Annotated in this window: 23 protein-coding genes and 1 rRNA gene; 10 read left to right on the top strand and 14 right to left on the bottom strand. The window is 47.1% G+C overall.

Translation table 11 applies throughout. The features are described from left to right. Positions 1-66 precede the first annotated feature (66 nt). From ychF to ABR335_RS00570, 3 genes are all read right to left on the bottom strand, one after another. Positions 67-1,167: a redox-regulated ATPase YchF gene (gene ychF / locus ABR335_RS00580; protein ID WP_014096616.1), complete on the bottom strand. Its 1,101-nt coding sequence runs from the start codon at positions 1,165-1,167 to the stop codon at positions 67-69. Between the two features lie 160 nt (positions 1,168-1,327). Further along, on the bottom strand, positions 1,328-1,528 hold the full coding sequence (locus ABR335_RS00575) for a DUF951 domain-containing protein (RefSeq protein ID WP_013860891.1): 201 nt from the start codon (positions 1,526-1,528) through the stop codon (positions 1,328-1,330). Continuing rightward, positions 1,518-2,429 (bottom strand): mechanosensitive ion channel family protein, encoded by a 912-nt coding sequence (locus ABR335_RS00570; RefSeq protein WP_014096615.1) that lies wholly within the window; start codon positions 2,427-2,429, stop codon positions 1,518-1,520. Before ABR335_RS00570 ends, ABR335_RS00575 begins: the two co-directional genes overlap by 11 nt. Positions 2,430-2,643: 214 nt before the next feature. Here ABR335_RS00570 and yyaC point away from each other — a divergent pair, with 214 nt between their 5' ends. Beyond that, the gene (gene yyaC, locus ABR335_RS00565; RefSeq protein WP_017550665.1) at positions 2,644-3,267 is read left to right on the top strand and encodes a spore protease YyaC; all 624 of its coding nucleotides are present in this window, start codon (positions 2,644-2,646) and stop codon (positions 3,265-3,267) included. A gap of 217 nt (positions 3,268-3,484) precedes the next feature. On the opposite strand, the gene ABR335_RS00560 is transcribed toward yyaC, so the two are convergent. The 11 genes from ABR335_RS00560 to rpmH all read right to left on the bottom strand — a co-directional run bounded on the left by ABR335_RS00560 (position 3,485) and on the right by rpmH (position 13,869). Next, a complete protein-coding gene (locus tag ABR335_RS00560) occupies positions 3,485-4,201 on the bottom strand; it encodes a DUF554 domain-containing protein (protein WP_026104532.1) in 717 nt (238 codons plus the stop codon). Between the two features lie 39 nt (positions 4,202-4,240). Continuing rightward, positions 4,241-5,101, bottom strand: coding sequence for a ParB/RepB/Spo0J family partition protein (locus ABR335_RS00555; protein ID WP_026683511.1), 861 nt, complete (start codon positions 5,099-5,101; stop codon positions 4,241-4,243). After that, positions 5,094-5,855, bottom strand: a complete 762-nt coding sequence (locus tag ABR335_RS00550; RefSeq protein ID WP_017550668.1) for a ParA family protein — start codon at positions 5,853-5,855, stop codon at positions 5,094-5,096. Before ABR335_RS00550 ends, ABR335_RS00555 begins: the two co-directional genes overlap by 8 nt. A 354-nt stretch (positions 5,856-6,209) precedes the next feature. Continuing rightward, a complete protein-coding gene (gene noc / locus ABR335_RS00545) occupies positions 6,210-7,067 on the bottom strand; it encodes a nucleoid occlusion protein (RefSeq protein WP_014096610.1) in 858 nt (285 codons plus the stop codon). A gap of 144 nt (positions 7,068-7,211) precedes the next feature. Continuing rightward, the gene (rsmG, locus tag ABR335_RS00540; protein ID WP_350346401.1) at positions 7,212-7,928 is read right to left on the bottom strand and encodes a 16S rRNA (guanine(527)-N(7))-methyltransferase RsmG; all 717 of its coding nucleotides are present in this window, start codon (positions 7,926-7,928) and stop codon (positions 7,212-7,214) included. 64 nt (positions 7,929-7,992) lie between these two features. Beyond that, the gene (gene mnmG, locus ABR335_RS00535) at positions 7,993-9,882 is read right to left on the bottom strand and encodes a tRNA uridine-5-carboxymethylaminomethyl(34) synthesis enzyme MnmG (RefSeq protein ID WP_350346400.1); all 1,890 of its coding nucleotides are present in this window, start codon (positions 9,880-9,882) and stop codon (positions 7,993-7,995) included. A gap of 206 nt (positions 9,883-10,088) precedes the next feature. Beyond that, complete coding sequence (gene mnmE, locus ABR335_RS00530) at positions 10,089-11,474, bottom strand: tRNA uridine-5-carboxymethylaminomethyl(34) synthesis GTPase MnmE (RefSeq protein ID WP_014096607.1); 1,386 nt, start codon at positions 11,472-11,474, stop codon at positions 10,089-10,091. A 302-nt stretch (positions 11,475-11,776) separates the two neighbouring features. Continuing rightward, positions 11,777-12,400, bottom strand: coding sequence for an RNA-binding cell elongation regulator Jag/EloR (jag, locus tag ABR335_RS00525; protein ID WP_014096606.1), 624 nt, complete (start codon positions 12,398-12,400; stop codon positions 11,777-11,779). After that, on the bottom strand, positions 12,397-13,185 hold the full coding sequence (yidC, locus tag ABR335_RS00520) for a membrane protein insertase YidC (RefSeq protein ID WP_014096605.1): 789 nt from the start codon (positions 13,183-13,185) through the stop codon (positions 12,397-12,399). The genes jag and yidC overlap by 4 nt, the downstream gene beginning before the upstream one ends. A 106-nt stretch (positions 13,186-13,291) precedes the next feature. After that, positions 13,292-13,636, bottom strand: a complete 345-nt coding sequence (gene rnpA, locus ABR335_RS00515; RefSeq protein WP_014096604.1) for a ribonuclease P protein component — start codon at positions 13,634-13,636, stop codon at positions 13,292-13,294. A gap of 98 nt (positions 13,637-13,734) precedes the next feature. Next, complete coding sequence (gene rpmH / locus ABR335_RS00510) at positions 13,735-13,869, bottom strand: 50S ribosomal protein L34 (RefSeq protein ID WP_003397591.1); 135 nt, start codon at positions 13,867-13,869, stop codon at positions 13,735-13,737. A 679-nt stretch (positions 13,870-14,548) separates the two neighbouring features. Between rpmH and dnaA the strand changes: the two genes are divergently transcribed. The 9 genes from dnaA (at position 14,549) to ABR335_RS00465 (ending at position 26,839) form a co-directional block, all read left to right on the top strand. Further along, entirely contained in the window at positions 14,549-15,898 is a 1,350-nt protein-coding gene (gene dnaA, locus ABR335_RS00505) for a chromosomal replication initiator protein DnaA (RefSeq protein WP_014096603.1), read from the top strand. A gap of 199 nt (positions 15,899-16,097) precedes the next feature. Next, positions 16,098-17,243: a DNA polymerase III subunit beta gene (gene dnaN, locus ABR335_RS00500; RefSeq protein ID WP_035183064.1), complete on the top strand. Its 1,146-nt coding sequence runs from the start codon at positions 16,098-16,100 to the stop codon at positions 17,241-17,243. Positions 17,244-17,393: 150 nt separating this feature from the next. Next, a complete protein-coding gene (yaaA, locus tag ABR335_RS00495) occupies positions 17,394-17,612 on the top strand; it encodes a S4 domain-containing protein YaaA (protein WP_014096601.1) in 219 nt (72 codons plus the stop codon). Positions 17,613-17,645: 33 nt separating this feature from the next. Next, positions 17,646-18,758 carry a DNA replication/repair protein RecF gene (gene recF, locus ABR335_RS00490; protein WP_061086644.1) on the top strand — a complete coding sequence of 371 codons (1,113 nt, stop codon included), beginning with the start codon at positions 17,646-17,648 and terminating at the stop codon, positions 18,756-18,758. 9 nt (positions 18,759-18,767) lie between these two features. After that, on the top strand, positions 18,768-19,046 hold the full coding sequence (gene remB / locus ABR335_RS00485; RefSeq protein ID WP_014096599.1) for an extracellular matrix regulator RemB: 279 nt from the start codon (positions 18,768-18,770) through the stop codon (positions 19,044-19,046). 226 nt (positions 19,047-19,272) lie between these two features. Beyond that, entirely contained in the window at positions 19,273-21,198 is a 1,926-nt protein-coding gene (gene gyrB / locus ABR335_RS00480) for a DNA topoisomerase (ATP-hydrolyzing) subunit B (RefSeq protein WP_035183056.1), read from the top strand. Positions 21,199-21,217: 19 nt separating this feature from the next. Beyond that, positions 21,218-23,692, top strand: a complete 2,475-nt coding sequence (gyrA, locus tag ABR335_RS00475) for a DNA gyrase subunit A (protein ID WP_350346399.1) — start codon at positions 21,218-21,220, stop codon at positions 23,690-23,692. Positions 23,693-23,779: 87 nt separating this feature from the next. Then, positions 23,780-24,850: an HD-GYP domain-containing protein gene (locus ABR335_RS00470; protein WP_350346398.1), complete on the top strand. Its 1,071-nt coding sequence runs from the start codon at positions 23,780-23,782 to the stop codon at positions 24,848-24,850. 435 nt (positions 24,851-25,285) lie between these two features. Continuing rightward, positions 25,286-26,839 (top strand): 16S ribosomal RNA (locus ABR335_RS00465). Positions 26,840-26,931: the final 92 nt, after the last annotated feature.

Genomic DNA, 26,931 nt, shown 5'->3' with positions numbered 1-26,931 from the left:
GATACCTATTTTAACGGATGATTTGAATTTTTTCAATACAATTTGAATATTCGTCCAAAAGTCCTGTTATACATTAAACCTGAAATGCATGACATCGCCGTCCTGGACAACGTAGTCTTTTCCTTCCAGGCGCACTTTTCCGGCTTCTCTTGCTGCTGCCACGCTGCCATATTTGATTAAATCTTCATACGACACCGTTTCAGCCCGGATAAACCCTTTTTCAAAATCGGAGTGAATAATGCCTGCGCATTGCGGGGCTTTCATGCCTTTTTTGAATGTCCACGCGCGGACTTCCGGTTCCCCAGCCGTAAAATAAGTCGCAAGGCCAAGCAGGCTGTAAGCAGCTTTAATCAGCTGGTCAAGTCCGGATTCCTGGATGCCGAGTTCGGTTAAAAACATCTTTTTCTCATCGTCATCCAGTTCGGCAATTTCTTCTTCAATGCGGGCACAGATGACAATCACTTCCGCGCCTTCCTGTTTGGCATATTCACGCACCTTCCCGACATACGGGTTTGCAGACGGATCCTGAATGTCATCTTCCCCGACATTGGCCACATACAAAACCGGCTTGCTTGTTAAAAGCTGGAACCCTTTGACGATTTTTTGCTGGTCTTCGGTCAGTTCCACCGCCCGTGCCGGTTTTTCCGCTTCAAAAGCCGCCTTTAATTTGGTCAGCACTTCATATTCGGCAACGGCTTCTTTATCCTTCTGTTTTGCGATTTTCTCTACACGCCCGATCCGCTTGTCCACCGTTTCAAGATCGGCCAGGATCAATTCAAGATTGATCGTTTCGATATCATCAATCGGATCGACTTTCCCGGAAACATGTGTAATGTTCTCGTCCTCAAAACAACGAACGACATGGCAGATTGCGTCCACCTGGCGGATATGGGAAAGAAACTTATTCCCGAGCCCTTCCCCTTTGCTTGCGCCTTTGACGATCCCGGCAATATCCGTAAATTCAAAAGTGGTCGGGACCGTTTTTTTCGGATGGTACAGTTCTGTTAATTTTTCCAGCCGTTCGTCCGGCACTTCCACCATGCCGACATTCGGGTCAATTGTACAAAACGGATAGTTCGCAGATTCGGCCCCGGCTTTTGTAATCGCATTAAATAAAGTCGATTTTCCGACATTCGGCAAACCGACAATTCCGGCTGTTAACGCCATTTTATGTCCACTCCTTCAAACATTCTCGTATCTTTCAAGTTTTTCCCGGCTGTATCAAAAACCCCCGGGGTGCCACCGGATGCGCCCGGTTAACATGTTTCGTTTGCCGGCCTTATTTTAACCGCACCCCGGCTCCCAAAAAAAGACACCCATAAAAGGGCTATGCTTCTTCGTGCTTAACGAGGATTTTTTTCAGTTTGCGGGCAAATTCCCTGCGTGGCAGCAGCACGCTATGTCCACATCCTTCACATTTAATGCGGATATCCGCCCCCATCCGGATAATTTTCCAGCGGTTTGTGCCGCACGGATGCTGCTTTTTCATTTCCACAATATCATACAACCCGAAATTTTTATCTTCCATGTTCATCCCCCTTTAGAAATTGGCCGGCCAATGCCTCTTCTTTCTCAGTACGGGAATAAGTCACCATTTTCGGATAAGGTGCATGGATGCGATTTTCGTCCAATGCTTTTTTAATTTCTTTTTTCAGCACTCTCGCAATATACCAGTGTGCCATCGGGAGGGTTTCCGCTACCACCCTGAGTGTAACATCCGTGGTGCCGAGCTGCTGGACGCCCAACAGTTCAGGCTCTGTCACGACCTCTTCGTGCTGTCCGGCAAATGACACCAGTATTTCCTGAATGGCCGCTTCCGCTTTATCGATATCCTCTTCGTACGGAATACGGACATCCACAACGGCAACGCTGTTATGAATGGACAAATTGGTGACTTCGGAAATATTGCCGTTCGGAATGATGTATAATTCGCCGGTCCAGTTTTTGATTTTTGTTGTCCTGAGCCCGATTTCTTCCACAACGCCTTCGTATTTCCCGACCTGCACCGTATCACCGACCGAAAACTGGTCTTCAAAGATAATAAAGAATCCGGAAATAACGTCTTTTACAAGGCTTTGCGCCCCGAACCCGACAGCCAGCCCGACAATTCCGGCACCGGCCAGAAGCCCCTGGACATTGATGCCGAGAATGGACAAAATCGTGACAATGGCAACAAACCAGACGAGATAGGTCAGTGTGTTCACCATCAGCCGCAACAACGTGGCCTCGCGCCGCTCTGAAAACCGGAGAGGGGCTTTGGCACGGACTGCAAAAATTTTGCCAATCGCCTTTTTGCCGAATTTAATGACAAGCGATGCGACAAGCATCACCACAATGATCTTCAGCACTGTCTCCCCGATTTCGATCCATGTATCTTCATTTAACCACTTGGATGTGAGGTGTTTGAGATATGTCTCAAAATGGCCCATATTCCACCAACCTTCATTTCTTTTAACGTTATTGTAACAAAAAAACCGCGCTTGCTCGACAACCGGCTCCGCTTTTCAAAAATTACCTTTTTGATTGGCGGCTGAATCAAGTGTAAAACTGCCGGTTGCGGGTATCAAAAAAGAGATATGTTAAATGTATAGATTTTTTTGATTTTCCGTATACTGGTACTATTACAAAGAGGGAGTGGCTGATATGAATCTGAGAAAAGGACAATTGGAATTCAGCGGCAATCGTATCAAGGTATTTCATGATGATGTTCTGGCAAAAGAAATTATATCCAATCATATTTTATCAGCACTTCCGAAAAGTACAAACAGGGAATTGGTGGTGGTCTGCATCGGCACCGATCGTTCCACCGGGGACTCGCTCGGGCCTTTAACGGGCACTTTTTTGGAAGAAACAGGTCTGTCCTGCTTCAACGTATACGGAACGCTCGATAAGCCGGTTCATGCTTTAAACCTTGAAGAAAATATGGAAAGGATTTATCAAAAGCACCACGACCCCTTCGTCATTGCCGTCGATGCCTGCCTTGGAAAAATGAAGAGCGTCGGCATGATCCAAATCGGCGACGGTCCGGTGAAACCGGGGGCGGGTGTAAAGAAAGATTTGCCTCCTGTTGGCGACATCCACATTACAGGAATTGTGAACATCAGCGGTTTTATGGAGTTTACCGTCCTTCAGAATACCCGTTTAAATCTTGTTCTGAAAATGGCAAAACTAATCGCTGCAGGCATCAGCCGTGCCAATCTGCATCTTCAATATCAAAACGCCATGATTTCCATGAACAGCGGACAGGCGAAGGAGAAAATGATTTAAGTGATCCAGAAACAGCAACATTTTTGAAACCGTTTATCCGAAATTCCCCGGTGAACGCAAACTTCTATACCATAAAAATCGGAATCAGATGAATGAATAAGCCGGCAACCTGTATGGCCCGGGATCCGGCAAAAAGGATCCGCAACTTCAGTAAGTTTCTGCCGGTTCACATTCATACTTCAACCGATAAACAGGTGTTGCTTCATTCCTGTAAAATTCAGCCAAAAACCGTATGATAAGCATGTAACAGGCCGATGAGCACGGCAACCACCACGATGCCCGGCAATAAATTCGCCACCCTGATTTTGGCAAGCCCCGCAATATTTAAACCGATAGCAAAAATCATAATTCCGCCGGTTGCCGTCATTTCGGTAATAAACGAATGCAGCACCGGTGCTGGGACAAGCCGGTTAATTTGCGTGGCAAATAACGCAATGGCACCTTCATAAAGGATCACCGGAACAACCGAAAAAATCACCCCAAAACCGAGGGTTGAAGATAAGATCAGTGCTGTGAAACCATCCAGAACAGATTTCGTGTACAGTACCGTATGGTCGCCCCTGATTCCGCTGTCCAATGCTCCGAGAATGGCCATCGCGCCAATCACAAAAACGAGCGTTGCCGTCACAAAGGCTTCGGCCGTACTGCCCTGTCCGCTGTTTCCAAACTTTTTTTCCAGCCAGGCACCGAGCCCGTTCAAATGGGCTTCGAGCCGCAGCATTTCGCCGATGACTGCGCCAATCACAAGGCTTAATATTACGATAATATACTGTTCACTTTTCAGCCCCATTCCGAGCCCCAGCACCATCACCGCAAGCCCGATCGCCTGCATCACGGTGCCTTTCATTTGCTCCGGAATATGGTTTAACAGCCTTCCGATAAAAGAACCGACCACAATGCTCAGCCCGTTTACAATTGTCCCCAGCAATACCATCTTTTTCACCCGTTTTTATCTCTTTATCTTTGTATATCGTTACGGTTCCTGTTCAAAACCGGCATCCAGCAATTGTAAAATCCGCTCTAAATCTTCATTGGACATAAATTCAATTTCAATTTTTCCTTTTTTCTTTGTCCGCTTAATATGGACGGTTGTCCCAAACTTTTCGCGCAGAACCGTTTCGTGTTCCTGGATAAAAATATCTTTTTCCTGCTTGTCTTTCTTCGTTTCACGTGAAACATTCCGGTTCAGCTGCTGGACAAGCTTTTCCAGCTGGCGGACACTTAATCCTTCGGCAATAACCTTTTCCGCAATTTCCTCCATTTTTTCTTTCTTTTCCAGGCCAAGCAGCGTACGGCCGTGTCCCATCGAAAGTTTGCCTTTAGACATGGCCTCCTGGATGCTGACCGGCAAAGACAAAATACGGAGGTGATTGGCAATATAGGGCCGGCTTTTTCCGAGCCGTTTCGCCAGCTCGTCCTGTGTGACATTTAGTTTCTCAAGCAAAAACTGGTACGCATTGGCTTCTTCAATCGGCGTTAAATCTTCCCGCTGCAGGTTCTCGAGCACAGCAAATTCCATCATCTGCCGGTCGTTTAAATCGCGGACGACAACCGGCACCGTCGTAAGTTTTGCTTCTTTTGCGGCTCTGTATCTCCGTTCCCCGACAATGATTTCGTATCCTTTAATGCTCTTGCGCACAATAAGCGGCTGCAAGATGCCATGCTGGAGAATGGATTCTTTTAATTCATTAAGCGCTTCGGGTTCAAAATTCTTCCGCGGCTGATAAGGATTCGGGCGCAATTCTTTAATATTGACTTCCTGCACGGCATCTTCTTTGTCAACGTCCATATTGGCAAACAACGCGTTAATGCCTTTTCCAAGCCCTTTAGCCATTTGCCGCCACTTCCTTTGCTAAGTCTAAATACACTTCCGCACCGCGCGATTTCGGGTCGTAAAGAATAATCGGCTGTCCGTGGCTCGGTGCTTCGCTTAACCGGATATTGCGGGGGATAATGGTACGGTACACTTTGTCCCTGAAATATTTTTTCACTTCTTCAATGACTTGGAGTCCTAAGTTGGTACGGGCATCTAGCATCGTCAGCAGCACGCCGTCAATCATCAGATTGTGATTCAAATGCTTTTGGACAAGCCTGACCGTGCTGAGCAGCTGGCTTAACCCTTCCAAAGCGTAATATTCGCACTGGACGGGGATAATGACGGCATCCGACGCGGTTAGCGCATTTAACGTCAATAGGCCGAGAGAGGGAGGGCAGTCAATGATAATATAATCATAATCGTCTTTAATGGCGCTGATCGCCCGCTTTAACCTGACTTCCCTTGAAATGGTCGGAACCAGTTCAATCTCCGCTCCCGCCAGTTGAATCGTTGCCGGCACGGAATAAAGCCCGTCCACGGCCGTTGCCCTGATTACTTCCTTTATATTCGCATCTTCCACTAACACATCATAAATACACTGCTGAACTTCGCCTTTATCAATTCCGGCTCCGCTTGTTGCATTTCCCTGGGGGTCGGTATCGACAAGCAAAACCTTCTTCCCGATGTATGCTAAGCAGGCACCCAAGTTGACAGAAGTGGTTGTTTTTCCTACGCCTCCTTTTTGATTGGCGATAGAAATCACTTTTCCCACGGTTGCCACCTACCTTTTTTGTCACGCTAGTCACGGCCCGTCTGCATTTGCAGAAACGGCAAACACGTAACTTTATTGTATCAAAGTTTGCAAGATTCGTTTACTGTAAACCGAAAAAAGGTTGTTTCAAGTTTTTTCGGCAGTTGGAAATCAGGAGGCGCGGCTTCCATGCCAAAGCTTGCGCCCATGCTAAAAAAGAACGCAGGACCACCGCCGAAACCAGGAAAAAGGGCTTTGTAAAGCTAAGGCAGGCAGCACAAACCTGGCGGGCGTAAGCCGGTTTTATTTTATCGGAATAGGATAGGAAATGACCTGCACCTGAAAAAAAGAAACCTGTCATCCAAGTTTCTTTTATTAGGATTTCGCCTTTTTCGGGATCCGGATCGTAATTTGATAGTAGTCCTCGAAATCTTCTTCTTTTGAATCGAGATTGATCCCGGAATCGGTCACCATCGAAACAGACTGGCGGATCGTATTGACAGCAATGCGCATATCTTTGCTGAACGCCTGTCTGCGCGGCTTTGCTTTTTTTTCCGGCTTATTCATCATACGGGTAACATACTCTTCCGTTTGTTTCACATTTAAATTTTTTGCGAGTATTTCATTGAGGACGCGAACCTGTTTTTCTGCCTCTTTTAAAGGAATCAATGCCCGTGCATGGCGTTCCGTGATCTGTTTTTGCAAAAGGGCTTCCTGCACTTCCGGGGGCAATTTCAAAAGGCGCAGTTTATTTGCAACCGTTGATTGCCCTTTGCCAAGGCGCTGTGCCAGTGCTTCCTGGGTCAAATGGTGAAGCTCCAAAAGTTTTCCGTAAGCCATCGCTTCTTCAATCGGCGTCAGTTCTTCGCGTTGCAGGTTCTCAATTAAAGCAATCGAGGCTGTTTCTGTATCGCTCATATTTTTTATGATGGCAGGCACAGTTTCCCAGCCCAGTTTCCGGACAGCCCGGAATCTTCTTTCCCCCGCAATGATTTCATACTGGCCTGCTTCGTATTCGCGGACAACGATTGGCTGGATGATGCCATGGGTGTGGATCGTTCTTGCAAGTTCATCTATTTTCTCTTCATTAAAAATGGTCCGTGGCTGAAACCGGTTCGGAATAATACAGGAGACGGAGATATTTTTAATCTCTTCATTTTCATTCTCTGCTTCCAGTTCTTCTTCTCCGATTTCTTCCTCCACTCCGAAAAAACGAGAGAAAGGATGCTTCATTCACTGTACACCACCTTATAAATTCTCCCTAACTACTTATTCTCTATTATAAGACAAGTTCCTGCCAAACTCCCGGCGATTTTTCGAACAATCTCTCTCATTTTAGCGCATCATCCCGATTTCCGGCACGGTAAAACGCCCGCCTTATTCAAGCGGGAGTTTTGCCGGGGTTCCCGGCTTGCGGGGGTATTTTTTCGGCGTTTTCTTTACCTTTTTGACGACAATGAGGTTTCTTTCACTTTCTTCAACCGGCAAGGTAAAGTGGTATACGTTCTCCGTTTTTCCGCCGAGGAGACGGATCGCTTTTTCCGCTTTTTCGAGCTCTTCTTTGGCATGCTGGGCTTTCATCGCGATAAATCTGCCACCGGGTTTCACAAGCGGCAGGCACAGTTCGGAGAGGACGGACATTCTGGCAACCGCCCTTGCCATGACCACATCATATTGTTCGCGGTGTTCCGGTTTTTTGGCAAAAGTTTCAGCCCTGTCGTGAAAAAGAGAAACTTCTTTTAAGCCGAGCGCTTCTGTTAAATGGCCGAGAAACGTAATCCGTTTTTGCAATGAATCGACAATCGAAAGCCGGATTTCCGGAAAACAGATTTTTAACGGGATGCCCGGAAAGCCGGCGCCGGCGCCGACATCACAAACGTGCAGTGGGCCGTTAAAATCGGTAAAAAAGGCGGCTGTCAGCGAATCATAAAAATGTTTGAGATACACTTCCCCTTTTTCCGTAATCGCCGTTAAGTTCATCTTGTTGTTCCAGTCAACAAGCCATTCATAATACGTTTCAAACTGCTGCTTTTGTTCCCCGCTTAAGGTGATGCCTTTTTCAGCCAATAATGGAATGAATTGTCCGCTGTCCATTTTTCCATCCTTTCGGTTGATATGTAAAAAAAGGGAGAAGCCGGAAAAACCCGGGCTTCATGCCTTATCCAGGGATTTTTGCAATTTTCCCCTGTTCAATGTAGACAAGCAAAATTGAAATATCAGCCGGATTTACGCCGGAAATGCGCGATGCCTGGGCAATCGAGATCGGGCGCACTTTGTTTAATTTTTGGCGCGCTTCCGTTGCCAGCCCGTGGATCGCATCATAATCAATATCAGACGGGATTTTTTTGTCTTCCAGCTTTTTCATCCGTTCCACTTGCTGCAATGATTTTGCGATATAGCCTTCATATTTGATCTGGATTTCCACCTGTTCTTCCACTTCAGGCGAAAGTTCCATTTCAGGCGGCACAAGCGCTTTGATATGTTCATACCGCATTTCCGGCCGTTTCAGGAGATCAGCGGCGTGGATGCCGTCTTTCAGTTCGCTTCCTCCTGCTTCCCGGATCAGTGTCTGTGTTTTTTCATCCGGTTTCAGAATGACGGATTTCAAACGCTTGATTTCCGCTTCAATCGCCTGTTTTTTCGCCGTAAATTTCCGGTAACGTTCTTCGGAAATCAAGCCAATTTGATAGCCGATTTCAGTCAGCCTTAGATCCGCATTGTCATGGCGCAACAGCAGGCGATATTCAGCACGGGAGGTTAAAAGGCGGTACGGTTCGCGTGTTCCTTTTGTGACCAGGTCATCAATTAAAACACCGATATAAGCATCGGAACGGCCAAGGACAAGTTCTTCTTTCCCCATTGCTCTTTGCGCTGCGTTGATGCCTGCAATAATCCCCTGCCCGGCTGCTTCTTCGTAACCGGACGTCCCGTTGATTTGGCCGGCTGTATAAAGGTTCTTCACTTTTTTCGTTTCGAGTGTCGGCCACAACTGCGTCGGCGTGATCGCATCATATTCAATTGCATAACCGGGGCGCATCATTTTTGCATGCTCCAGCCCTTCAATGGAGGCCAAAATTTCTCTTTGCACTTCTTCCGGCATGCTTGTTGAAAGCCCTTGTACATACACTTCTTCCGTGTGGCGGCCTTCCGGTTCCAGGAAGAGTTGGTGGCGGGGCTTGTCATGGAAGCGGACGACTTTGTCTTCAATCGATGGGCAATAACGCGGCCCGGTGCCTTTAATCATGCCGGAAAACATCGGCGCGCGGCCGAGATTGGCGTCAATAATGGCATGGGTACGTTCATTGGTGTAAGTCAGCCAGCAAGGAAGCTGGTCCGTGATCATCTTCGTCGTTTCATAACTGAATGCCCGCGGTTCCAGATCGCCCGGCTGGATTTCCGTTTTGCTGTAATCGATCGTTTTGCCGTTTACGCGCGGTGGCGTCCCGGTTTTAAAGCGGACGAGGTCAAAGCCGAGTTCTTCCAGTTTTTCAGCGAGGGCAATGGAAGGCTGCTGGTTATTCGGGCCGCTTGAATATTTCAGTTCCCCGATAATAATTTCGCCGCGCAGGAACGTGCCGGTCGTCAGCACAACCGTTTTGGCTGTATATTTTGCGCCGGTTTTTGTAACAACGCCTTTGCAGACACCGTCTTCAAGTACAAGTGCTTCGACCATCCCTTGCAAAAGCGTCAAATTTTCCTGGTTTTCGATGGTTTTTTTCATTTCACGCTGGTATTCGACTTTATCCGCCTGGGCCCTGAGCGCCTGAACGGCCGGCCCTTTTCCGGTATTGAGCATCCGCATTTGAATATAGGTTTTATCGATATTCCTGCCCATTTCACCACCGAGTGCATCGATTTCGCGGACGACGATCCCTTTTGCCGGACCGCCGATCGACGGGTTGCACGGCATGTAGGCAATCATATCAAGGTTAATCGTGATCATTAACGTTTTGGCACCGATTCTTGCGGCGGCCAGGCCTGCTTCACAACCGGCATGCCCGGCGCCGACTACAATGACATCATAGTCTCCTGCATCGTATTGCCGCATGCTTATCACTCCTTTATTTTATAAAATCAACGGGCAAACGCCCTCCGCTTTTCTTTGTCTAGCTGCGGCTCCTGGCGGCGTACGGATTTTTACGTCTTCTCCTTTCGATAAGCGGGCATCGATTCGCCTACCGGCTCATCGTGTTTCCTTTATCTCGGTCGAAGACTACAAAATCCGTACGCCGCTATACAGTCGCCTCCGCTTTTCTATTTCCCGAGGCAGAATTGGGAGAAGAGTTGGTTCAGTAAGCTTTCCTGGACGGTGTCGCCGATGATTTCGCCGAGCAGGTCCCATGTCCGGGTCAGGTCGATTTGGATGATATCAATCGGGGTGTTGGATTGAATGCCGTTTTGCACATCTTGAATGGCTTCCAATGCCTGGTTCAAAAGCGCAATATGGCGGCTGTTTGATACATATGTCAGGTCGCCTGTTTCCATCTGCCCTTCAAAATACATCGCAGCAATCGCATCTTCCAATTTTTCCATGCCTTCCTCTGTTACAAGCGACGTGGTAAGGATTTTCGCGCCTTGTGCAAGTTCGCGGACGCTTTCCATCTCCACTTGATGCGGCAGGTCCCACTTATTTAAGATGACAATCACATCCATGCCTTCCACCGCTTCAAACAATGCCTCATCTTCCGGGCTGAGCGGCTCGGATGAGTTGATAACAAGCAAAATCAAATCCGCTTCCTTGAGCGCTTTCCGCGAACGTTCCACACCAATTCGTTCCACGATATCTTCTGTTTCGCGGATGCCTGCGGTGTCAATCAGGCGCAGCGGCACACCGCGGACATTGACGTATTCTTCGATCACATCGCGTGTCGTGCCGGGAATATCGGTGACAATTGCCTTATTTTCCTGGACAAGGCTGTTTAACAATGATGATTTTCCAACATTCGGGCGGCCGATAATAGCCGTTGACAACCCTTCCCGCAAAATTTTTCCCTGATGCGCTGTCCGCAACAGTTTTTCAATTTCATTTTTGATGTACTGTGCTTTTTCTTTCAGCATGCGGTGCGTCATCTCTTCAACATCGTCGTATTCCGGATAATCAATATTGACTTCGATATGCGCGACGACTTCCAGTATTTCCTGGCGCAGCTTTTTGACCAGTTTCGACAATCTGCCTTCCATCTGGCCGATCGCCACGTTCATCGCTTTATCCGTTTTGGCGCGGATTAAATCCATGACTGCTTCCGCCTGTGAGAGATCAATGCGTCCGTTCAAAAACGCCCGTTTTGTAAATTCGCCCGGCTCGGCAAGGCGCGCACCATTTTTTAAAACGAGCTGCAATACCCGGTTTACAGCGACAAGCCCGCCATGGCAGTTGATTTCCACGACATCTTCGCGCGTGAACGTTTTCGGCGCTTTCATCACGCTCACCATCGCTTCCTCAACGGTTTCTCCAGTGTCCGGGTCGACAATTTTCCCATAATGGATCGTGTGCGAAGGGACATCCACCAGTTTTTTTCCGCCGACACCTGCAAATAATCGATTCGCAATCGCAATCGCATTTTCGCCGCTTAGCCGGACAATCGAAATCGCTCCCTCTCCCATCGGCGTCGAGATCGCCGCAATTGTATCCATTTCCATTTTTTCACCCCGCTTCCTTTTTTGGTCATTTATATAAAAGATTGGCATTCTGTTTTCTTTTTTTTCACCTAACGTAATAGAATACCAAATTTTTTCGCGAATACAAGCGATATGTTCTTTTCCACAATCCACAAAAAGCCGATAATTCCATTTTAACTTATCCACATGTGAATAACAACGGCAGAAAAAGCTGATTGCTCCAGGTTGTGGATATGCTGGTTTTTTTCAACCGGCAAAAAAGCTTTCCGTCCAGAGGGTGCGGCTAAAAAAAAGCCTCCCCCGGTTTCCCGGAAGGAGGCCGTTCAACGCTTTGCCAAATCAATGACAACATAACGTTTTGGTTCATTTCCTTCTGAATAGGTGATGACCTGTTTATGATGAGCGAGCGCACTGTGGATGATTTTTCTTTCATAGGATGGCATTGGCTCGAGCTTTACCGGCCGTCCGGTGCGCAAAACCTGGGCAGAAAGCCTTTCCGCAAGCCGGGTTAGCGCCTCTTCCCGCCTTTTCCGGTAATCGCCGATATTGAGCATCACTCTTTCATAATGCGGATAATACCGGTTCGCTGCCAGCTGCGTGAGAAACTGCAAAGCGTTTAATGTTTGTCCCCTTTTTCCGATCAGCAGTGGAAGATTTTCGCCTGTCACGTTAATATGCAATGTCCGGTCATGTTCTTCGAATTGAAGGCCGGGGGAAACCCCCATTTTTTCGATAATATTGCGCAAATATGAGAGCACTTGCTCAACCGGCGTCTCTTTCAGCCGGACATGGACCACTGCCGGTTTCGCGCCGAGCAGACCGAATATGCCTTTTTTGCCTTCATCAAGAATCTCAATCTCCACATTTTCTTTTTCCGTTTCAAGCTCGCGAAGGGCCTGGTTGACAGCATCTTCTACATTTTTCCCTGTTGAAGTCGTTTCCTTCATTTTTTCGTCCCCCTGGCTTTCGCGTTTTGGACAGGCATACTTGCAGTAGGACTTTTAATGAAATACGACTGGACAATCATGAAGATGTTCCCGACAATCCAGTACAGCGGCAGCGCGGACGGGAGCCCCACGCCGATTACAATAATCATAATGGGCATAAACCAAAGCATCATGTTCATTTGCATTTTCATTTGCGGATTTGCATCATAATTTCCCCCGGACATCATCACTTTTTGCTGGAGAAAGGTGGTGATTCCGGCAATCACAGCAAGCACATAATCCACGGATCCGAGATCAAACCAAAGAAAAGCGGATTCGCGGATAGCCGGCGTCCGGTTGATGGCATGGTAAAATCCGATTAAAATCGGCATTTGAATTAAAATCGGCAGGCATCCTGCGGCAGGATTGATATGGTACTCCTGATACAATTTCATCATTTCCTGCTGGAGTTTTTGCCGTGTTACCGCATCTTTTGAGGCATATTTTTCCTGCAGTTTTTTGATTTCAGGCTGGAGTGCCTGCATGGCTTTCGCACTTTTTAACTGGGTGATATTCAGCGGCAAAATGGCAAGGCGGATGATAATCGTAATCAAAATAATGGATAGCCCATAGCTGCCCCCCAGAAATTGGGCTGCCTTTATAATCAGCCAGGATAAGGGATATACAATATACTGGTTCCAGATTCCTTTGCTTTCCGGTGTGATATCCTGATTAAATTCCGTACAGCCGGCCATCACGGCGGCAAGGGCAAGTACCATTCCTGCCAGAAAAAACTTTTTTCCCAATCGTTTGTCCTCCCCTGTGTGAGATTTCAGCAAAAAACGCTTACTTTTTTAGATGATCCAAAGCAGCCGGATGCTGCCACACGCCCTGGCACTTCTTTCTTTTATTCTAACTTTTTTTAAGGACATGGGCTATTTTCAGGACATGGATTAAGCTCTTCTTGACTTCATGGTAATTCATCTCGGCCGCCGGTTTTCTGGCGATAATAATATAATCATATCCGGGCGGGATGTCTTCTTTCAACTCTAAAAACACTTGCCGGATATATCTTTTGATTTGATTTCTTTTGACGGCATTCCCCAGCTTCTTGCTGACGGAAAGCCCGATTCTGAAATGTTTTCGGTTTTCCTTTTCCAGCACGTATACAACAAACTGGCGGTTTGCGAACGACTTCCCGTGCTTGAAAACCTCCTGAAATTCTGTATTTTTTTTTATCCGATAAGATTTTCTCATATATACTCCTTCTGACCTGCCAACAGTGATGCAGTGAAAAAGCGGTGACCCCGAAACCGCCTTTTTTGTTAAAAAAAACCACTGAGACTTTTCAGTGGTTATGCGGATAATACTTTTCTTCCTTTGCGGCGCCGTCTTGCCAATACTTTGCGGCCGTTTTTTGTACTCATGCGCGCACGGAAGCCGTGGACTTTGCTTCTTTTTCTTTTATTAGGCTGATAAGTTCTTTTCATGTATGACACCTCCTCGAGGGAATTCGTTCGAATGATAAACGACAGTCTATATCATTATAATGACGAACTTTCCTGCTTGTCAAGGCTCTTCAAAACTTCTCACGTACCAGACTTTCATTTTCCCGCAGAAATAACGAGCCGTTTTTCCGGTTCCGCTTCCTTGCTTTTCCGGTCAAAACGGCTCGGGTTTCCGAAAAGAACGGGACATGATGATCACCCTTTGTCATCAGCCGCCATTTTTCCACATATCCGGTATGTGGATAATTTTTCGGTGAATTTTTAACTGTCCACAACAATTATTGACAAGTTTCACACAAATTCAGAGCGTGTGGATAATGTTTTTTCACACCTTTTGCGAATTGTGGATAATTTACAAAGATCATTGCAACACCTAAGATTATCTGTTATGATTATTGTGTTTTAACCCTGAATAACCGGTTGTGCATAACTTGTTCATCCACAGTTTGTGGATAACTTGTGGACAGTTTATCCAGACCAATGGAGTAAAGTTGTCCACAATTGGTGGATGCTGTCGAAAAACCGTATTTATTCCTTATTATATATTTTTCCACTATACAAACATATGCATGTTTATAAATGGCCGTAACCTTCGCCGAAACATTGTTACACAGACAGAGAGAATGGTTATTTTTCGTTTGATAAAAAGGAGGGATTGGCGTTGGAAAATATCGCTGATCTTTGGGAAAAAGCATTGTCCGTGATTGAAAAAAAGATCAGTAAACCCAGCTTTGACACCTGGCTGAAATCGACGAAGGCATACTCGCTCAAAAACGATACGTTTGTCATTTCCGTGCCGAATGAATTTGCCAGGGATTGGCTGGAGGGCCATTATATTCCGCTCATCACAACGGTCTTGTACGACATAACCGGAGAAGAGCTTGAAATTAAATTCGTTATTCCGCAACAGCAGGACAGTGATGAACCGGAACTGTTCCCGTCCCCGAAAAAATCAGCGGAAAAATTGAATGATACCCGCGACTATCAGAGTATGTTGATTCCAAAGTATACATTCGATACCTTTGTCATTGGTTCCGGTAACCGTTTTGCACACGCTGCTTCCCTTGCCGTTGCCGAAGCGCCGGCAAAAGCCTATAACCCGTTGTTCATATACGGCGGGGTGGGCCTTGGAAAAACGCATTTAATGCATGCGATCGGCCACTATGTACTAGAGCATAATCCAAAAGCCAAAGTGGTGTATTTGTCTTCTGAAAAATTCACGAATGAATTCATCAATTCCATCCGGGACAATAAAGGAGGCGAATTCCGGAACAAATACCGGAATGTGGATATCCTTCTGATAGATGATATTCAGTTTCTCGCCGGAAAAGAATCCACGCAGGAAGAATTTTTCCATACATTTAATGCGCTGCATGAGGAGAGCAAGCAAATCGTCATTTCAAGCGACCGGCCCCCGAAAGAAATCCCGACGCTTGAAGAAAGGCTGCGTTCGCGGTTTGAGTGGGGATTAATCACAGACATCACACCGCCTGACCTTGAGACGCGCATCGCCATTTTGCGAAAAAAGGCGAAAGCGGACGGTTTGGATATTCCGAACGAAGTGATGCTTTACATCGCGAATCAAATTGACACGAACATCCGTGAACTGGAAGGCGCATTGATCCGTGTTGTCGCCTATTCTTCGCTGATCAATAAGGATATCAATGCCGACCTTGCCGCAGAAGCACTGAAAGATATCATCCCAAGCGCCAAGCCAAAAACGATTACGATCGAGGACATTCAAAAAGTTGTCGGGGAAGAATACCATGTGAAAATGGAAGATTTTAAAGCGAAAAAGCGCACGAAATCCGTTGCATTTCCGCGCCAGATTGCCATGTATTTATCAAGGGAACTGACGGATTTTTCGCTGCCGAAAATCGGGGAGGAGTTCGGCGGGAGAGATCATACAACCGTGATCCATGCCCATGAGAAAATTGCCAATTTGATTCAAACGGATGCGCAATTTCAAAAGAAAATTGAAGAACTGCAAAATTTGCTGAAAAATGGGTAGCCCACGGTTCAAAAAGCGGGCTAGAGCATATTGTGCATAACAACGGATAATGTATGAACAGTCTGTCCACATGTGGATAGACTGTATTTCATTGCACCGGCAACGTTATCCACATGTTCACAACCCCTATTACTAGTACTACTGTTTTTTAAAAAAAGATTAAGTATAAGTATATGCGTCACACGATGGAGGAATAACCATGAAATTTTCTATTTTGCGGAACCGCCTAATCGAAAGTGTCCAAGATGTGTCAAAAGCCATTACGTCCAGAACCACGATTCCGATTTTAACCGGCATTAAAATTACCGCTTCAGAAGAAGGGATCACGTTTACAGGCAGTGATTCCGATATTTCAATTGAGTCATTTGTGCCAAAAGAAGAAGACGGGGATGAAATTGCTGTCATTCAGCAAACAGGCGGCATTGTGCTGCAGGCAAAAATTTTTGGGGAACTGGTCAAAAAGCTGCCAATGGATATTGTGGAGATAGAAGTGGCCAATCAATTCCAGACCATCATCCGTTCAGGCAAATCCAACTTTAATTTAAACGGGCTTGATGCGGAAGAGTACCCGCATTTGCCGCAAATTACGGAAGACAAAGTGATCCGAATTCCGGCAGATATTTTAAAAAATCTGATCCGGCAAACGGTATTTGCCGTTTCCACCGCGGAAACCCGCCCGATCTTGACAGGTGTAAACTGGAGCATTAAAGGCAGCAGGTTGAACTGTATTGCAACAGACAGCCACCGCCTGGCGCAAAGGACAGCGGAAATCGAAACGGCCGCAGATGCCGAGTATAATATTGTAATTCCGGGGAAAAGTTTAAATGAGTTGAATAAAATTTTGCCGGATTCGAATGAACCGGTGGGAATTGTCATAACGGATAATCAGGTTTTATTTAAAGCAAAGCATTTATTGTTTTTCTCTCGTCTGCTGGAAGGAAATTACCCGGATACATCACGGCTGATCCCGACAGATGGAAAAACGGAAATCGTTGTGAATACAAAAGAGTTTCTGCAAGCCATTGACAGGGCATCGTTACTCGCAAAAGAGGGGCAAAACGCAAATGTCGTGAAACTTTCATCCGTTACGGATATCCCGGGCACGATTGAAATCACATCCAATTCGCCGGAAATCGGGAAAGTGACGGACAGGGTAAACTGTAAATCCATTGAAGGGGAAGAATTAAAAATCTCGTTTAGTTCCAAATATATGATGGACGCGTTAAGAGCGCTCGAGGGAACGGAAATCACCATCCGTTTTACCGGTGCGATGAGGCCATTTATCATCCGGCCGGTAAATGATGATACGACATTGCAGCTGATTTTGCCGGTAAGGACGTATTGATGAAAAATGCCTGTTGAAAAACAGGCTTTTTTCATCTCCGTTGCATGAGAAAAATAGCGGGCGGCAACGGGAATGCCTTGTTATGCTTTGTGTTTCTGCCTGATTTTTAGTAAAATAATATGTTAGTGAGTACATGAAAAGAGTGAAGAAATGGCAAAAAATGTAAAAATCTCAACAGATACCATTACGCTTGGCCAATTTTTAAAATTTGCGGATATCATTCAAAGCGGCGGAATGGCAAAATGGTTTTTAACCGAACATGAAGTGCTCGTCAATGGAGAACCGGAGCAAAGAAGAGGGCGGAAACTGAAAGAGGCGGACCGGGTTGAAATTGGCGGAATCGGTATGTTTCAAATTATCCGCGGTTGACCGGCGCTTTTTCCGCATAAAGGATGTTGGCATATGTACCTGCAGGAACTGGAACTTCACAATTACCGCAACTATGAAACATTAACCATTCCGTTTGAAAACAAAGTCAATGTGATCCTCGGGGAAAACGCCCAGGGAAAAACCAACCTGATGGAAGCCATTTATGTTTTGGCACTGGCGAAATCCCACCGGACGTCAAATGATAAAGAACTCATCCGCTGGGACGCAGAATATGCTAAAATAAAAGGGAGACTTCACAAAACGCATGGTTCTGTTCCCCTTGAACTGACCATCTCCAAAAAAGGCAAAAAAGCAAAGTACAATCATATTGAGCAAAAAAAATTAAGCCGGTATATCGGCAATATGAATGTGGTCATGTTTGCGCCCGAAGACTTGAATCTCGTAAAGGGGAGCCCGCAGGTCAGGCGCCGCTTTATCGATATGGAGATCGGGCAAATTTCGCCGGTTTATCTGTATGATATGAGCCGGTTCCAAAAAATATTGCAGCAGCGGAACCACTATTTGAAGCAGCTGCAGATGAAAAAACAGACAGACCGGACGATGCTCGATATTTTAACCGAACAGCTGATTGAACAAGCCGCTAAAATTGTCATGCGGCGGTTTGAATTTGTGCGGATGCTCGAAGAATGGGCCCGCCCGATCCATCATTCGATTTCCCGCGGTCTTGAACAACTTGAGATCCAATATAAACCCTCTGTGAATGTATCAGAAGAGCTCGATTGGTCAAAAATGATAAAATCATACGAAAATAAATTTGCCGAAATAAGGGAGCGGGAAATTGACAGGGGCGTTACGATGGCCGGTCCGCACCGCGATGATTTAGCCTTTGCAGTAAACGGCAGGGATGTTCACACATTCGGATCACAGGGGCAGCAGCGGACAGCCGCATTATCTGTTAAGTTGGCCGAAATTGAACTGATTTATTCGGAAATCCGGGAATATCCGATCCTGCTACTGGATGACGTACTGTCGGAGCTGGATGACTACCGCCAGTCCCATCTGCTGAATGCGATTCAGGGAAGGGTGCAGACATTTGTGACAACGACAAGCGTGGATGGGGTTGATCATCAAACGTTACGGGAGGCATCCATGTATACAGTGAAGGCAGGACAAATTGTCAGGTGAGGTGTGCCTATGTATCTCCATCTCGCAGAAGATGTCATGATTCGAAGTGATGACATTATCGCTATTATGGACGAGAGATCGCTCAATAGCTCCGGGATCAACAAAGCTTATTTGCAGGCTTTCAAAAAAGCCACAGTCAATTTGGCAAAGGGCAGCTTTAAATCGGCCGTGATTACCCAAAATGCGGTCTATTTATCGCCTTTTTCCCCCGGCATTCTGTTCAAACGGGCAATCGGCCTTTCTCCGGCCGGGTTTATAACCGAACATTTTACCGGAAAACCGGTTTAACATACGAAAAAAAGCTGTTTTGTGATTCAACCGGTGGTGGCTTGTAACTTTAGTTATGAGTTGAACCGGCTTCATGCAAGGCGTGTTTTTTGGTACGTCTGTTTCCGGCTAACCGCAAAAAGTGGCGGGTGCAATCTGCCGGGATAACCAGTAGGTGCTAAAGTATCCGCAAATCCCGCAACATCCATCGTGAGCGGTTCAATTTAAGAGAGTGCAGGTGGTATAATTGGAACAAGAACAATTACAGAAGCAGTCTTATGATGCCGAGCAAATCCAGGTTCTTGAAGGGCTGGAAGCGGTGCGCAAACGTCCGGGGATGTATATTGGCTCGACAAGTGCGAGAGGCCTTCACCATCTTGTCTGGGAAATTGTGGACAACAGCATTGACGAGGCACTGGCCGGTTTCTGCGATGAAATTAATGTTTTTATTGAAAAAGACAACAGCATTACCGTGAAGGACAACGGACGCGGCATCCCGGTCGGCATCCAGGAAAAAGTGGGCAGGCCTGCCGTTGAAGTCATCATGACCATTTTGCACGCCGGCGGGAAATTTGGCGGTGGCGGATATAAGGTGTCCGGCGGTCTGCACGGGGTTGGTGCGTCTGTTGTGAATGCCCTGTCTACAGAGCTCGATGTCTATGTCCACCGCGACGGGCATATTTACTACCAAAAATACCGCCGCGGCAAACCTGCCTTTGACTTAAAAATCATTGGCGAAACGGATCGTACCGGCACAACGACTCACTTCAAGCCGGATCCGGAAATTTTTACGGAAACGACCGAGTTCGACTTTGATATTCTTACAACCCGGCTCCGTGAACTTGCCTTTTTAAATAAAGGGATCAAAATCACCATTGAGGACAAACGCGAAAAAAATCCGCGCAAACAAGAATACCATTACGAAGGCGGGATCAAATCGTACGTGGAGCATTTGAACCGCTCGAAAGAAGTGCTCCATAAGGAACCGATTTATGTAGAAGGCGAAAAAGACGGCATAACCGTTGAAGTATCCCTTCAATACAATGACGGGTTTGCCAGCAATATCTATTCTTTTGCCAATAATATTCACACCTACGAAGGCGGCACACATGAGTCCGGTTTTAAAACGGCTTTAACGCGCGTCATCAATGATTATGCCCGGAAAAACAATCTGATCAAAGAAAATGAAGCCAATTTAACGGGCGAAGATGTCCGGGAAGGCCTCACTGCGATTGTTTCCATCAAACACCCGGATCCGCAGTTTGAAGGACAAACGAAAACGAAGCTTGGAAATACAGAAGCAAGAACGATTACAGATGCGGTATTTTCCGAGACGTTTGAGAAGTTTATGATGGAAAATCCTCAAGTGGCGCGGAAAATTGTCGAAAAAGGGCTGATGGCTGCCCGGGCAAGGATGGCTGCGAAAAAAGCGCGCGAACTGACACGGAGAAAAAGCGCGCTCGAATCGACAAGCCTACCGGGCAAACTTGCAGACTGCACATCACGCGACCCGGCTGAGAGCGAGCTCTACATTGTCGAAGGAGACTCGGCCGGCGGTTCTGCCAAGCAGGGAAGGGACCGGATGTTTCAGGCGATCCTGCCTTTAAGAGGGAAAATTTTAAACGTAGAGAAAGCGCGTTTGGATAAAATTTTGTCAAATGCGGAAATCCGGACCATTATTACCGCGCTTGGCACAGGTGTCGGAGAAGATTTTGACATCTCGAAGGCGCGTTATCATAAAGTCGTGATTATGACGGATGCGGATGTCGACGGTGCCCATATCCGCACGTTATTATTAACGTTTTTCTACCGCTATATGCGTCCATTAATCGATGCAGGCTATATCTATATCGCCCAGCCGCCGCTTTATAAAGTGCAGCAGGGAAAAAGGGTCGAATATGTATACAGCGACCGCGGTCTTGAGGAATTGCTTAATACGCTACCCGCCCAGCCGAAGCCCGCTATCCAGCGTTATAAAGGTCTCGGCGAAATGAACCCGGAACAGCTTTGGGAGACGACGATGGAACCTGCCAACCGGACGATGCTGCAAGTGAGCCTTGACGATGCGATTGAAGCGGACGGCACATTTGAAATGCTGATGGGCGATAAAGTGGAACCGCGGCGGAATTTTATCGAAGAAAATGCCATTTACGTGAAAAACCTGGACATTTAAAGAAAAGGAGGTTGCATAAATGGCTGACACACCGGAATCAAATATTGTGGAAGTAAACTTAACCCAGGAGATGCGCACATCCTTTCTTGACTATGCGATGAGCGTCATCGTTTCCCGGGCCATTCCGGATGTACGGGACGGATTAAAGCCTGTGCATAGGAGAATTTTATATGCGATGCACGATCTCGGGATGACTCCTGATAAAGCGTATAAAAAATCGGCGCGTATCGTCGGGGAAGTCATCGGGAAATATCACCCGCACGGCGATTCGGCCGTGTATGAAACAATGGTGCGGATGGCGCAGGATTTCAGCTACCGCTATATGCTGGTTGACGGGCACGGCAACTTCGGATCGGTTGACGGCGACCCGGCTGCTGCCATGCGTTACACGGAAGCGCGCATGTCAAAAATTTCCCTTGAACTGCTGCGCGATATTAACAAAGATACAATTGATTTTCAGGACAACTATGATGGTTCGGAAAAGGAGCCGGCTGTCCTGCCTTCCCGTTTTCCGAATCTGTTGGTGAACGGTTCTTCCGGGATTGCGGTCGGCATGGCAACGAACATTCCACCGCATCAACTCGGTGAAGTCATCGACGGAATTCTTGCTTTAAGCAAAGACCCGGATATCACGATCCAGGAATTGATGGAATATATCCCAGGGCCGGATTTCCCTACGGCCGGTTTAATTGTCGGAAGAAGCGGCATCCGCCGTGCTTATGAAACGGGAAGAGGCTCTATCACACTTCGCGCAAGGGTGGAAATTGAACAAAGATCAAACGGCAAAGAATCCATCATTGTGACCGAACTGCCTTACCAGGTCAACAAAGCCAAATTGATCGAACGGATTGCAGAACTTGTGCATGAAAAGCGGATCGACGGCATTACCGATCTGCGTGACGAGTCCGACCGCAACGGCATGCGGATGGTGATTGAAGTCCGCCGTGATGCAAATGCGAATGTGATTTTGAACAATTTGTACAAGCATACCGCCATGCAGACGACATTCGGTATCAACCTGCTGGCGCTTGTTGCAGGCCAGCCAAAAGTGCTGAATTTAAAACAGGCGCTTAAGTTTTACCTTGACCATCAGGAAGAAGTGATCCGCCGCAGAACGGCTTTTGAACTGAAAAAAGCGGAAGCGCGTGCCCATATTTTGGAGGGCCTGCGCATTGCACTTGACCATATTGATGCGATTATCCAGCTGATCCGTTCCTCGCAAACAACGGATATTGCCCGCAACGGCTTAATGGAGCAATTTTCCCTGTCCGAAAAGCAGGCACAGGCAATTCTCGATATGCGGCTGCAACGTTTGACCGGACTGGAACGCGAAAAAATTGAAGAAGAATACCGGGGCTTGATCCAACTGATTGCAGAACTGAAAGCCGTTTTGGCAGATGAAGAAAAAGTGCTTGAAATCATCCGTGAAGAGCTGCTCGAAATTAAAGAACGGTTTAATGATGAACGGCGCACGGAAATTATAGCAGCAAGCGTTGACCAGATTGAGGACGAGGATTTGATCCCGCAGGAAAGCATCGCCATCACCCTGACCCATAACGGCTATATCAAACGCCTGCCGATTTCGACGTACCGGAGTCAGAAACGCGGCGGCCGCGGCGTGCAGGGGATGGGCACGAATGAAGACGATTTCGTTGAACATCTTTTAACGACATCAACCCATGATACGATCCTTTTCTTCACGAATAAAGGAAAGGTCTATAAGAAGAAAGGATACGAAATTCCGGAATACGGCAGAACGGCAAAGGGCATTCCGATTGTCAACCTGCTTGAAATTGACAAGGATGAATGGATCAATACGATGATCCGTGTGGAAGATTTCGTAGAAGACTGGTTTTTATTTTTTACCACAAAAAAAGGCATTTCAAAACGCACGCCTGTAACTGAATTTGCCAATATCCGGACGAACGGCCTGATTGCCATTCATCTGAAAGAAGAAGATGAGCTGATTTCCGTAAAACTGACGGACGGCCATAAAGAAATCATTATCGGTACGAAGAACGGCATGCTGATCAGATTTCCCGAAACGGATGTCCGTTCAATGGGAAGGTCGGCAACAGGGGTAAAAGGCATTACCTTAAGCGGCGATGATGAAGTGGTCGGCATGGAGATTCTGGAAGAAAACGATGATGTGCTTATTGTGACCAAAAACGGCTATGGAAAACGGACAAAGGGAAGCGAGTACCGCATCCAGAGCCGGGGCGGAAAAGGTTTGAAAACCTGCAATATCACAAGCAAGAACGGCCCGCTTATTGCTGTGAAGACGGTAACGGGAGAAGAAGATGTCATGCTCATTACAGCGGGCGGCGTGCTGATCCGGATGGCTGTCGGGGATATTTCGGTGCTCGGCAGAAATACAATGGGCGTCAAACTGATCCGTCTTGGTGACGAAGAATATGTTGCCACAGTCGCAAAAGTGGAAAAAGATGAAGAAGAAAATCATGCTGATCCGGTGGAAGAAACCGGAGAGGAATAAGAAATCTCGGGAAGCATTGCACACAATGCTTCTTTTTTTTGATAAAATATGGGCAGCACAGTTGCTTGTTGACGGAGGGAGAAAAACTTGAAGATAAAAGTAGTCGATCTCGTCCCCGGCTATTGTTTGGCTGAGGATGTTATGGGGAAAACGGCTCACCCCATTATGCCAAAAGGAACCCTTTTAACGCAGAAAATGATTCATGTTTTGAAAGCATTCGGGATAGAAGAAGTGGATGTGGGCCGTTCCAATAGCCGTAAAGAGACGAAAGAGAGCACGAGGGAAGAAAGTCAGGAAACGGCAACAGTGCCAGAAGCATTCCGGGAGCAGTACACGGCTGCGGTTGGCAGTTACAAGAAAATGTTTCAAAGCTGGCAGTCCGGTTCCAAAGTCAGTGTAGGGGAAGTGAGGGATTTTTTTATTCCGCTTTTTGAATTGATCGAACAGGATCCCGGGAAAATCCGCATTATTCATCAATATGCAACAAAAGAGGAATACATCTATCATCATGCCGTCTCGGTCGGACTGTTAAGCGGCGCAATCGCCCAAAAACTGCAACTCGGGAAGGGAACTTGCTATCAGGCTGCATTGGCGGGCTGCCTCGCAGATGCCGGCATGGCAAAAATCCCTGCGCCTTTGCTGAGAAAATCAGCCTCCTTAACAGAAGAAGAATACGAAGAAATCAGGAACCATCCTGTATACGGGCTAAAAATGGTCCAGCACTCGCCCCTTTTGAAATTCGAAACGAAACTCGCAATTTTACAGCATCATGAACGTCTTGACAAAAGCGGCTATCCATTTGGTGAAAAACCGGACAGAATTCCGATCCTGTCAAGAATTGTTGCCGTTGCGGATGTATACCATGCCATCGTATGCGACCATATTTATAAAAAGAAGAAAATCCCGTTTCAGGCCATTGAAGAGCTGCTGGAGGATCACTTCGGAGAGTTCGATATTGCTGTGATCCATGCATTAATTAGCCTTGTTGCCCATTTAACGATTGGATCAAAGGTCTTTTTATCCAACAATGAAGAAGCAGAAGTGCTTTACATGAAACCGTCCGCTCCCATTAAACCGCTTGTAAAAATTTTAAGCAGCAATGAAATGGTGGATTTGGAAAGCCGGCCTGATTTGTTTATTACAGAATTAATCCGGTGAGGTTTGAAAAGCAGAAACCGGCCAAAATAGAAGCCTTATTATATTTTGTTTGGATAACCCTTAGACACCGATGCCGTATTTATTGTCGTACCAGCGGAAGCCTTCAGGAGAGATAAATTTATTACTTTATGTATTGCCAGAAACAATATCTATCCGGAGCATAATTGATTTTACGTAAAAACCTTAAGTTCAATTTATTTAGATTATGTGCATTGTATAGGATTTTGTTGCGCGAACCGAAAAAAGTACTTGCAATTTACTGCATAACGAGTATAATAGAAATTGTGCTTTTTATGGTTGCTTGTTGATTTGCTTTTTTTGTTGACACAAGCTGCCGGATATGTTATGATATAAAAGTCGTCACAAGATGTGATTGTTCCTTGAAAACTGGACAAAACGAAACGTCAAATTCTTTTTGAGCTTTTATCAAACATCTTTACTGAGAGTTTGATCCTGGCTCAGGACGAACGCTGGCGGCGTGCCTAATACATGCAAGTCGTGCGGACCTTTTAAAAGCTTGCTTTTAAAAGGTTAGCGGCGGACGGGTGAGTAACACGTGGGCAACCTGCCTGTAAGATCGGGATAACGCCGGGAAACCGGGGCTAATACCGGATAGTTTTTTCCTCCGCATGGAGGAAAAAGGAAAGACGGCTTTTGCTGTCACTTACAGATGGGCCCGCGGCGCATTAGCTAGTTGGTGGGGTAACGGCTCACCAAGGCAACGATGCGTAGCCGACCTGAGAGGGTGATCGGCCACATTGGGACTGAGACACGGCCCAAACTCCTACGGGAGGCAGCAGTAGGGAATCTTCCGCAATGGACGAAAGTCTGACGGAGCAACGCCGCGTGAGTGAAGAAGGCCTTCGGGTCGTAAAACTCTGTTGCCGGGGAAGAACAAGTGCCGTTCGAACAGGGCGGCGCCTTGACGGTACCCGGCCAGAAAGCCACGGCTAACTACGTGCCAGCAGCCGCGGTAATACGTAGGTGGCAAGCGTTGTCCGGAATTATTGGGCGTAAAGCGCGCGCAGGCGGTTTCTTAAGTCTGATGTGAAATCTTGCGGCTCAACCGCAAGCGGTCATTGGAAACTGGGAGGCTTGAGTGCAGAAGAGGAGAGTGGAATTCCACGTGTAGCGGTGAAATGCGTAGAGATGTGGAGGAACACCAGTGGCGAAGGCGGCTCTCTGGTCTGTAACTGACGCTGAGGCGCGAAAGCGTGGGGAGCAAACAGGATTAGATACCCTGGTAGTCCACGCCGTAAACGATGAGTGCTAAGTGTTAGAGGGTTTCCGCCCTTTAGTGCTGCAGCTAACGCATTAAGCACTCCGCCTGGGGAGTACGGCCGCAAGGCTGAAACTCAAAGGAATTGACGGGGGCCCGCACAAGCGGTGGAGCATGTGGTTTAATTCGAAGCAACGCGAAGAACCTTACCAGGTCTTGACATCCTCTGACCTCCCTGGAGACAGGGCCTTCCCCTTCGGGGGACAGAGTGACAGGTGGTGCATGGTTGTCGTCAGCTCGTGTCGTGAGATGTTGGGTTAAGTCCCGCAACGAGCGCAACCCTTGACCTTAGTTGCCAGCATTGAGTTGGGCACTCTAAGGTGACTGCCGGTGACAAACCGGAGGAAGGTGGGGATGACGTCAAATCATCATGCCCCTTATGACCTGGGCTACACACGTGCTACAATGGATGGTACAAAGGGCTGCGAGACCGCGAGGTTAAGCCAATCCCAGAAAACCATTCCCAGTTCGGATTGCAGGCTGCAACCCGCCTGCATGAAGCCGGAATCGCTAGTAATCGCGGATCAGCATGCCGCGGTGAATACGTTCCCGGGCCTTGTACACACCGCCCGTCACACCACGAGAGTTTGTAACACCCGAAGTCGGTGAGGTAACCTTTACGGAGCCAGCCGCCGAAGGTGGGACAGATGATTGGGGTGAAGTCGTAACAAGGTAGCCGTATCGGAAGGTGCGGCTGGATCACCTCCTTTCTAAGGGGAAAAGCGTAGGGCGCTCGTTCATCGGCGTACGGATTTCGTAGTCTTCGACTGAGATAAAGGAAACACGATGAGCCTTAAAGGCG

The organism is Heyndrickxia faecalis (assembly GCF_040267745.1).
Taxonomy (GTDB): domain Bacteria; phylum Bacillota; class Bacilli; order Bacillales; family Bacillaceae_C; genus Weizmannia; species Weizmannia faecalis.
This window is presented reverse-complemented; position numbering and strand designations above follow the sequence as displayed.

Excerpts from the sequence above, each read along its gene's own strand:
- ychF (WP_014096616.1), bottom strand. The coding sequence starts at position 1,167 with ATGGCGTTAACAGCCGGAATTGTCGGTTTGCCGAATGTCGGAAAATCG.
- ABR335_RS00575 (WP_013860891.1), bottom strand. The coding sequence starts at position 1,528 with ATGGAAGATAAAAATTTCGGGTTGTATGATATTGTGGAAATGAAAAAG.
- ABR335_RS00570 (WP_014096615.1), bottom strand. The coding sequence starts at position 2,429 with ATGGGCCATTTTGAGACATATCTCAAACACCTCACATCCAAGTGGTTA.
- yyaC (WP_017550665.1), top strand. The coding sequence starts at position 2,644 with ATGAATCTGAGAAAAGGACAATTGGAATTCAGCGGCAATCGTATCAAG.
- ABR335_RS00560 (WP_026104532.1), bottom strand. The coding sequence starts at position 4,201 with ATGGTATTGCTGGGGACAATTGTAAACGGGCTGAGCATTGTGGTCGGT.
- ABR335_RS00555 (WP_026683511.1), bottom strand. The coding sequence starts at position 5,101 with ATGGCTAAAGGGCTTGGAAAAGGCATTAACGCGTTGTTTGCCAATATG.
- noc (WP_014096610.1), bottom strand. The coding sequence starts at position 7,067 with ATGAAGCATCCTTTCTCTCGTTTTTTCGGAGTGGAGGAAGAAATCGGA.
- rsmG (WP_350346401.1), bottom strand. The coding sequence starts at position 7,928 with ATGGACAGCGGACAATTCATTCCATTATTGGCTGAAAAAGGCATCACC.
- mnmG (WP_350346400.1), bottom strand. The coding sequence starts at position 9,882 with ATGCGGCAATACGATGCAGGAGACTATGATGTCATTGTAGTCGGCGCC.
- mnmE (WP_014096607.1), bottom strand. The coding sequence starts at position 11,474 with ATGGAAATGGATACAATTGCGGCGATCTCGACGCCGATGGGAGAGGGA.
- jag (WP_014096606.1), bottom strand. The coding sequence starts at position 12,400 with ATGAAGGAAACGACTTCAACAGGGAAAAATGTAGAAGATGCTGTCAAC.
- rnpA (WP_014096604.1), bottom strand. The coding sequence starts at position 13,636 with ATGAGAAAATCTTATCGGATAAAAAAAAATACAGAATTTCAGGAGGTT.
- rpmH (WP_003397591.1), bottom strand. The coding sequence starts at position 13,869 with ATGAAAAGAACTTATCAGCCTAATAAAAGAAAAAGAAGCAAAGTCCAC.
- dnaN (WP_035183064.1), top strand. The coding sequence starts at position 16,098 with ATGAAATTTTCTATTTTGCGGAACCGCCTAATCGAAAGTGTCCAAGAT.
- yaaA (WP_014096601.1), top strand. The coding sequence starts at position 17,394 with ATGGCAAAAAATGTAAAAATCTCAACAGATACCATTACGCTTGGCCAA.
- recF (WP_061086644.1), top strand. The coding sequence starts at position 17,646 with ATGTACCTGCAGGAACTGGAACTTCACAATTACCGCAACTATGAAACA.
- remB (WP_014096599.1), top strand. The coding sequence starts at position 18,768 with ATGTATCTCCATCTCGCAGAAGATGTCATGATTCGAAGTGATGACATT.
- gyrA (WP_350346399.1), top strand. The coding sequence starts at position 21,218 with ATGGCTGACACACCGGAATCAAATATTGTGGAAGTAAACTTAACCCAG.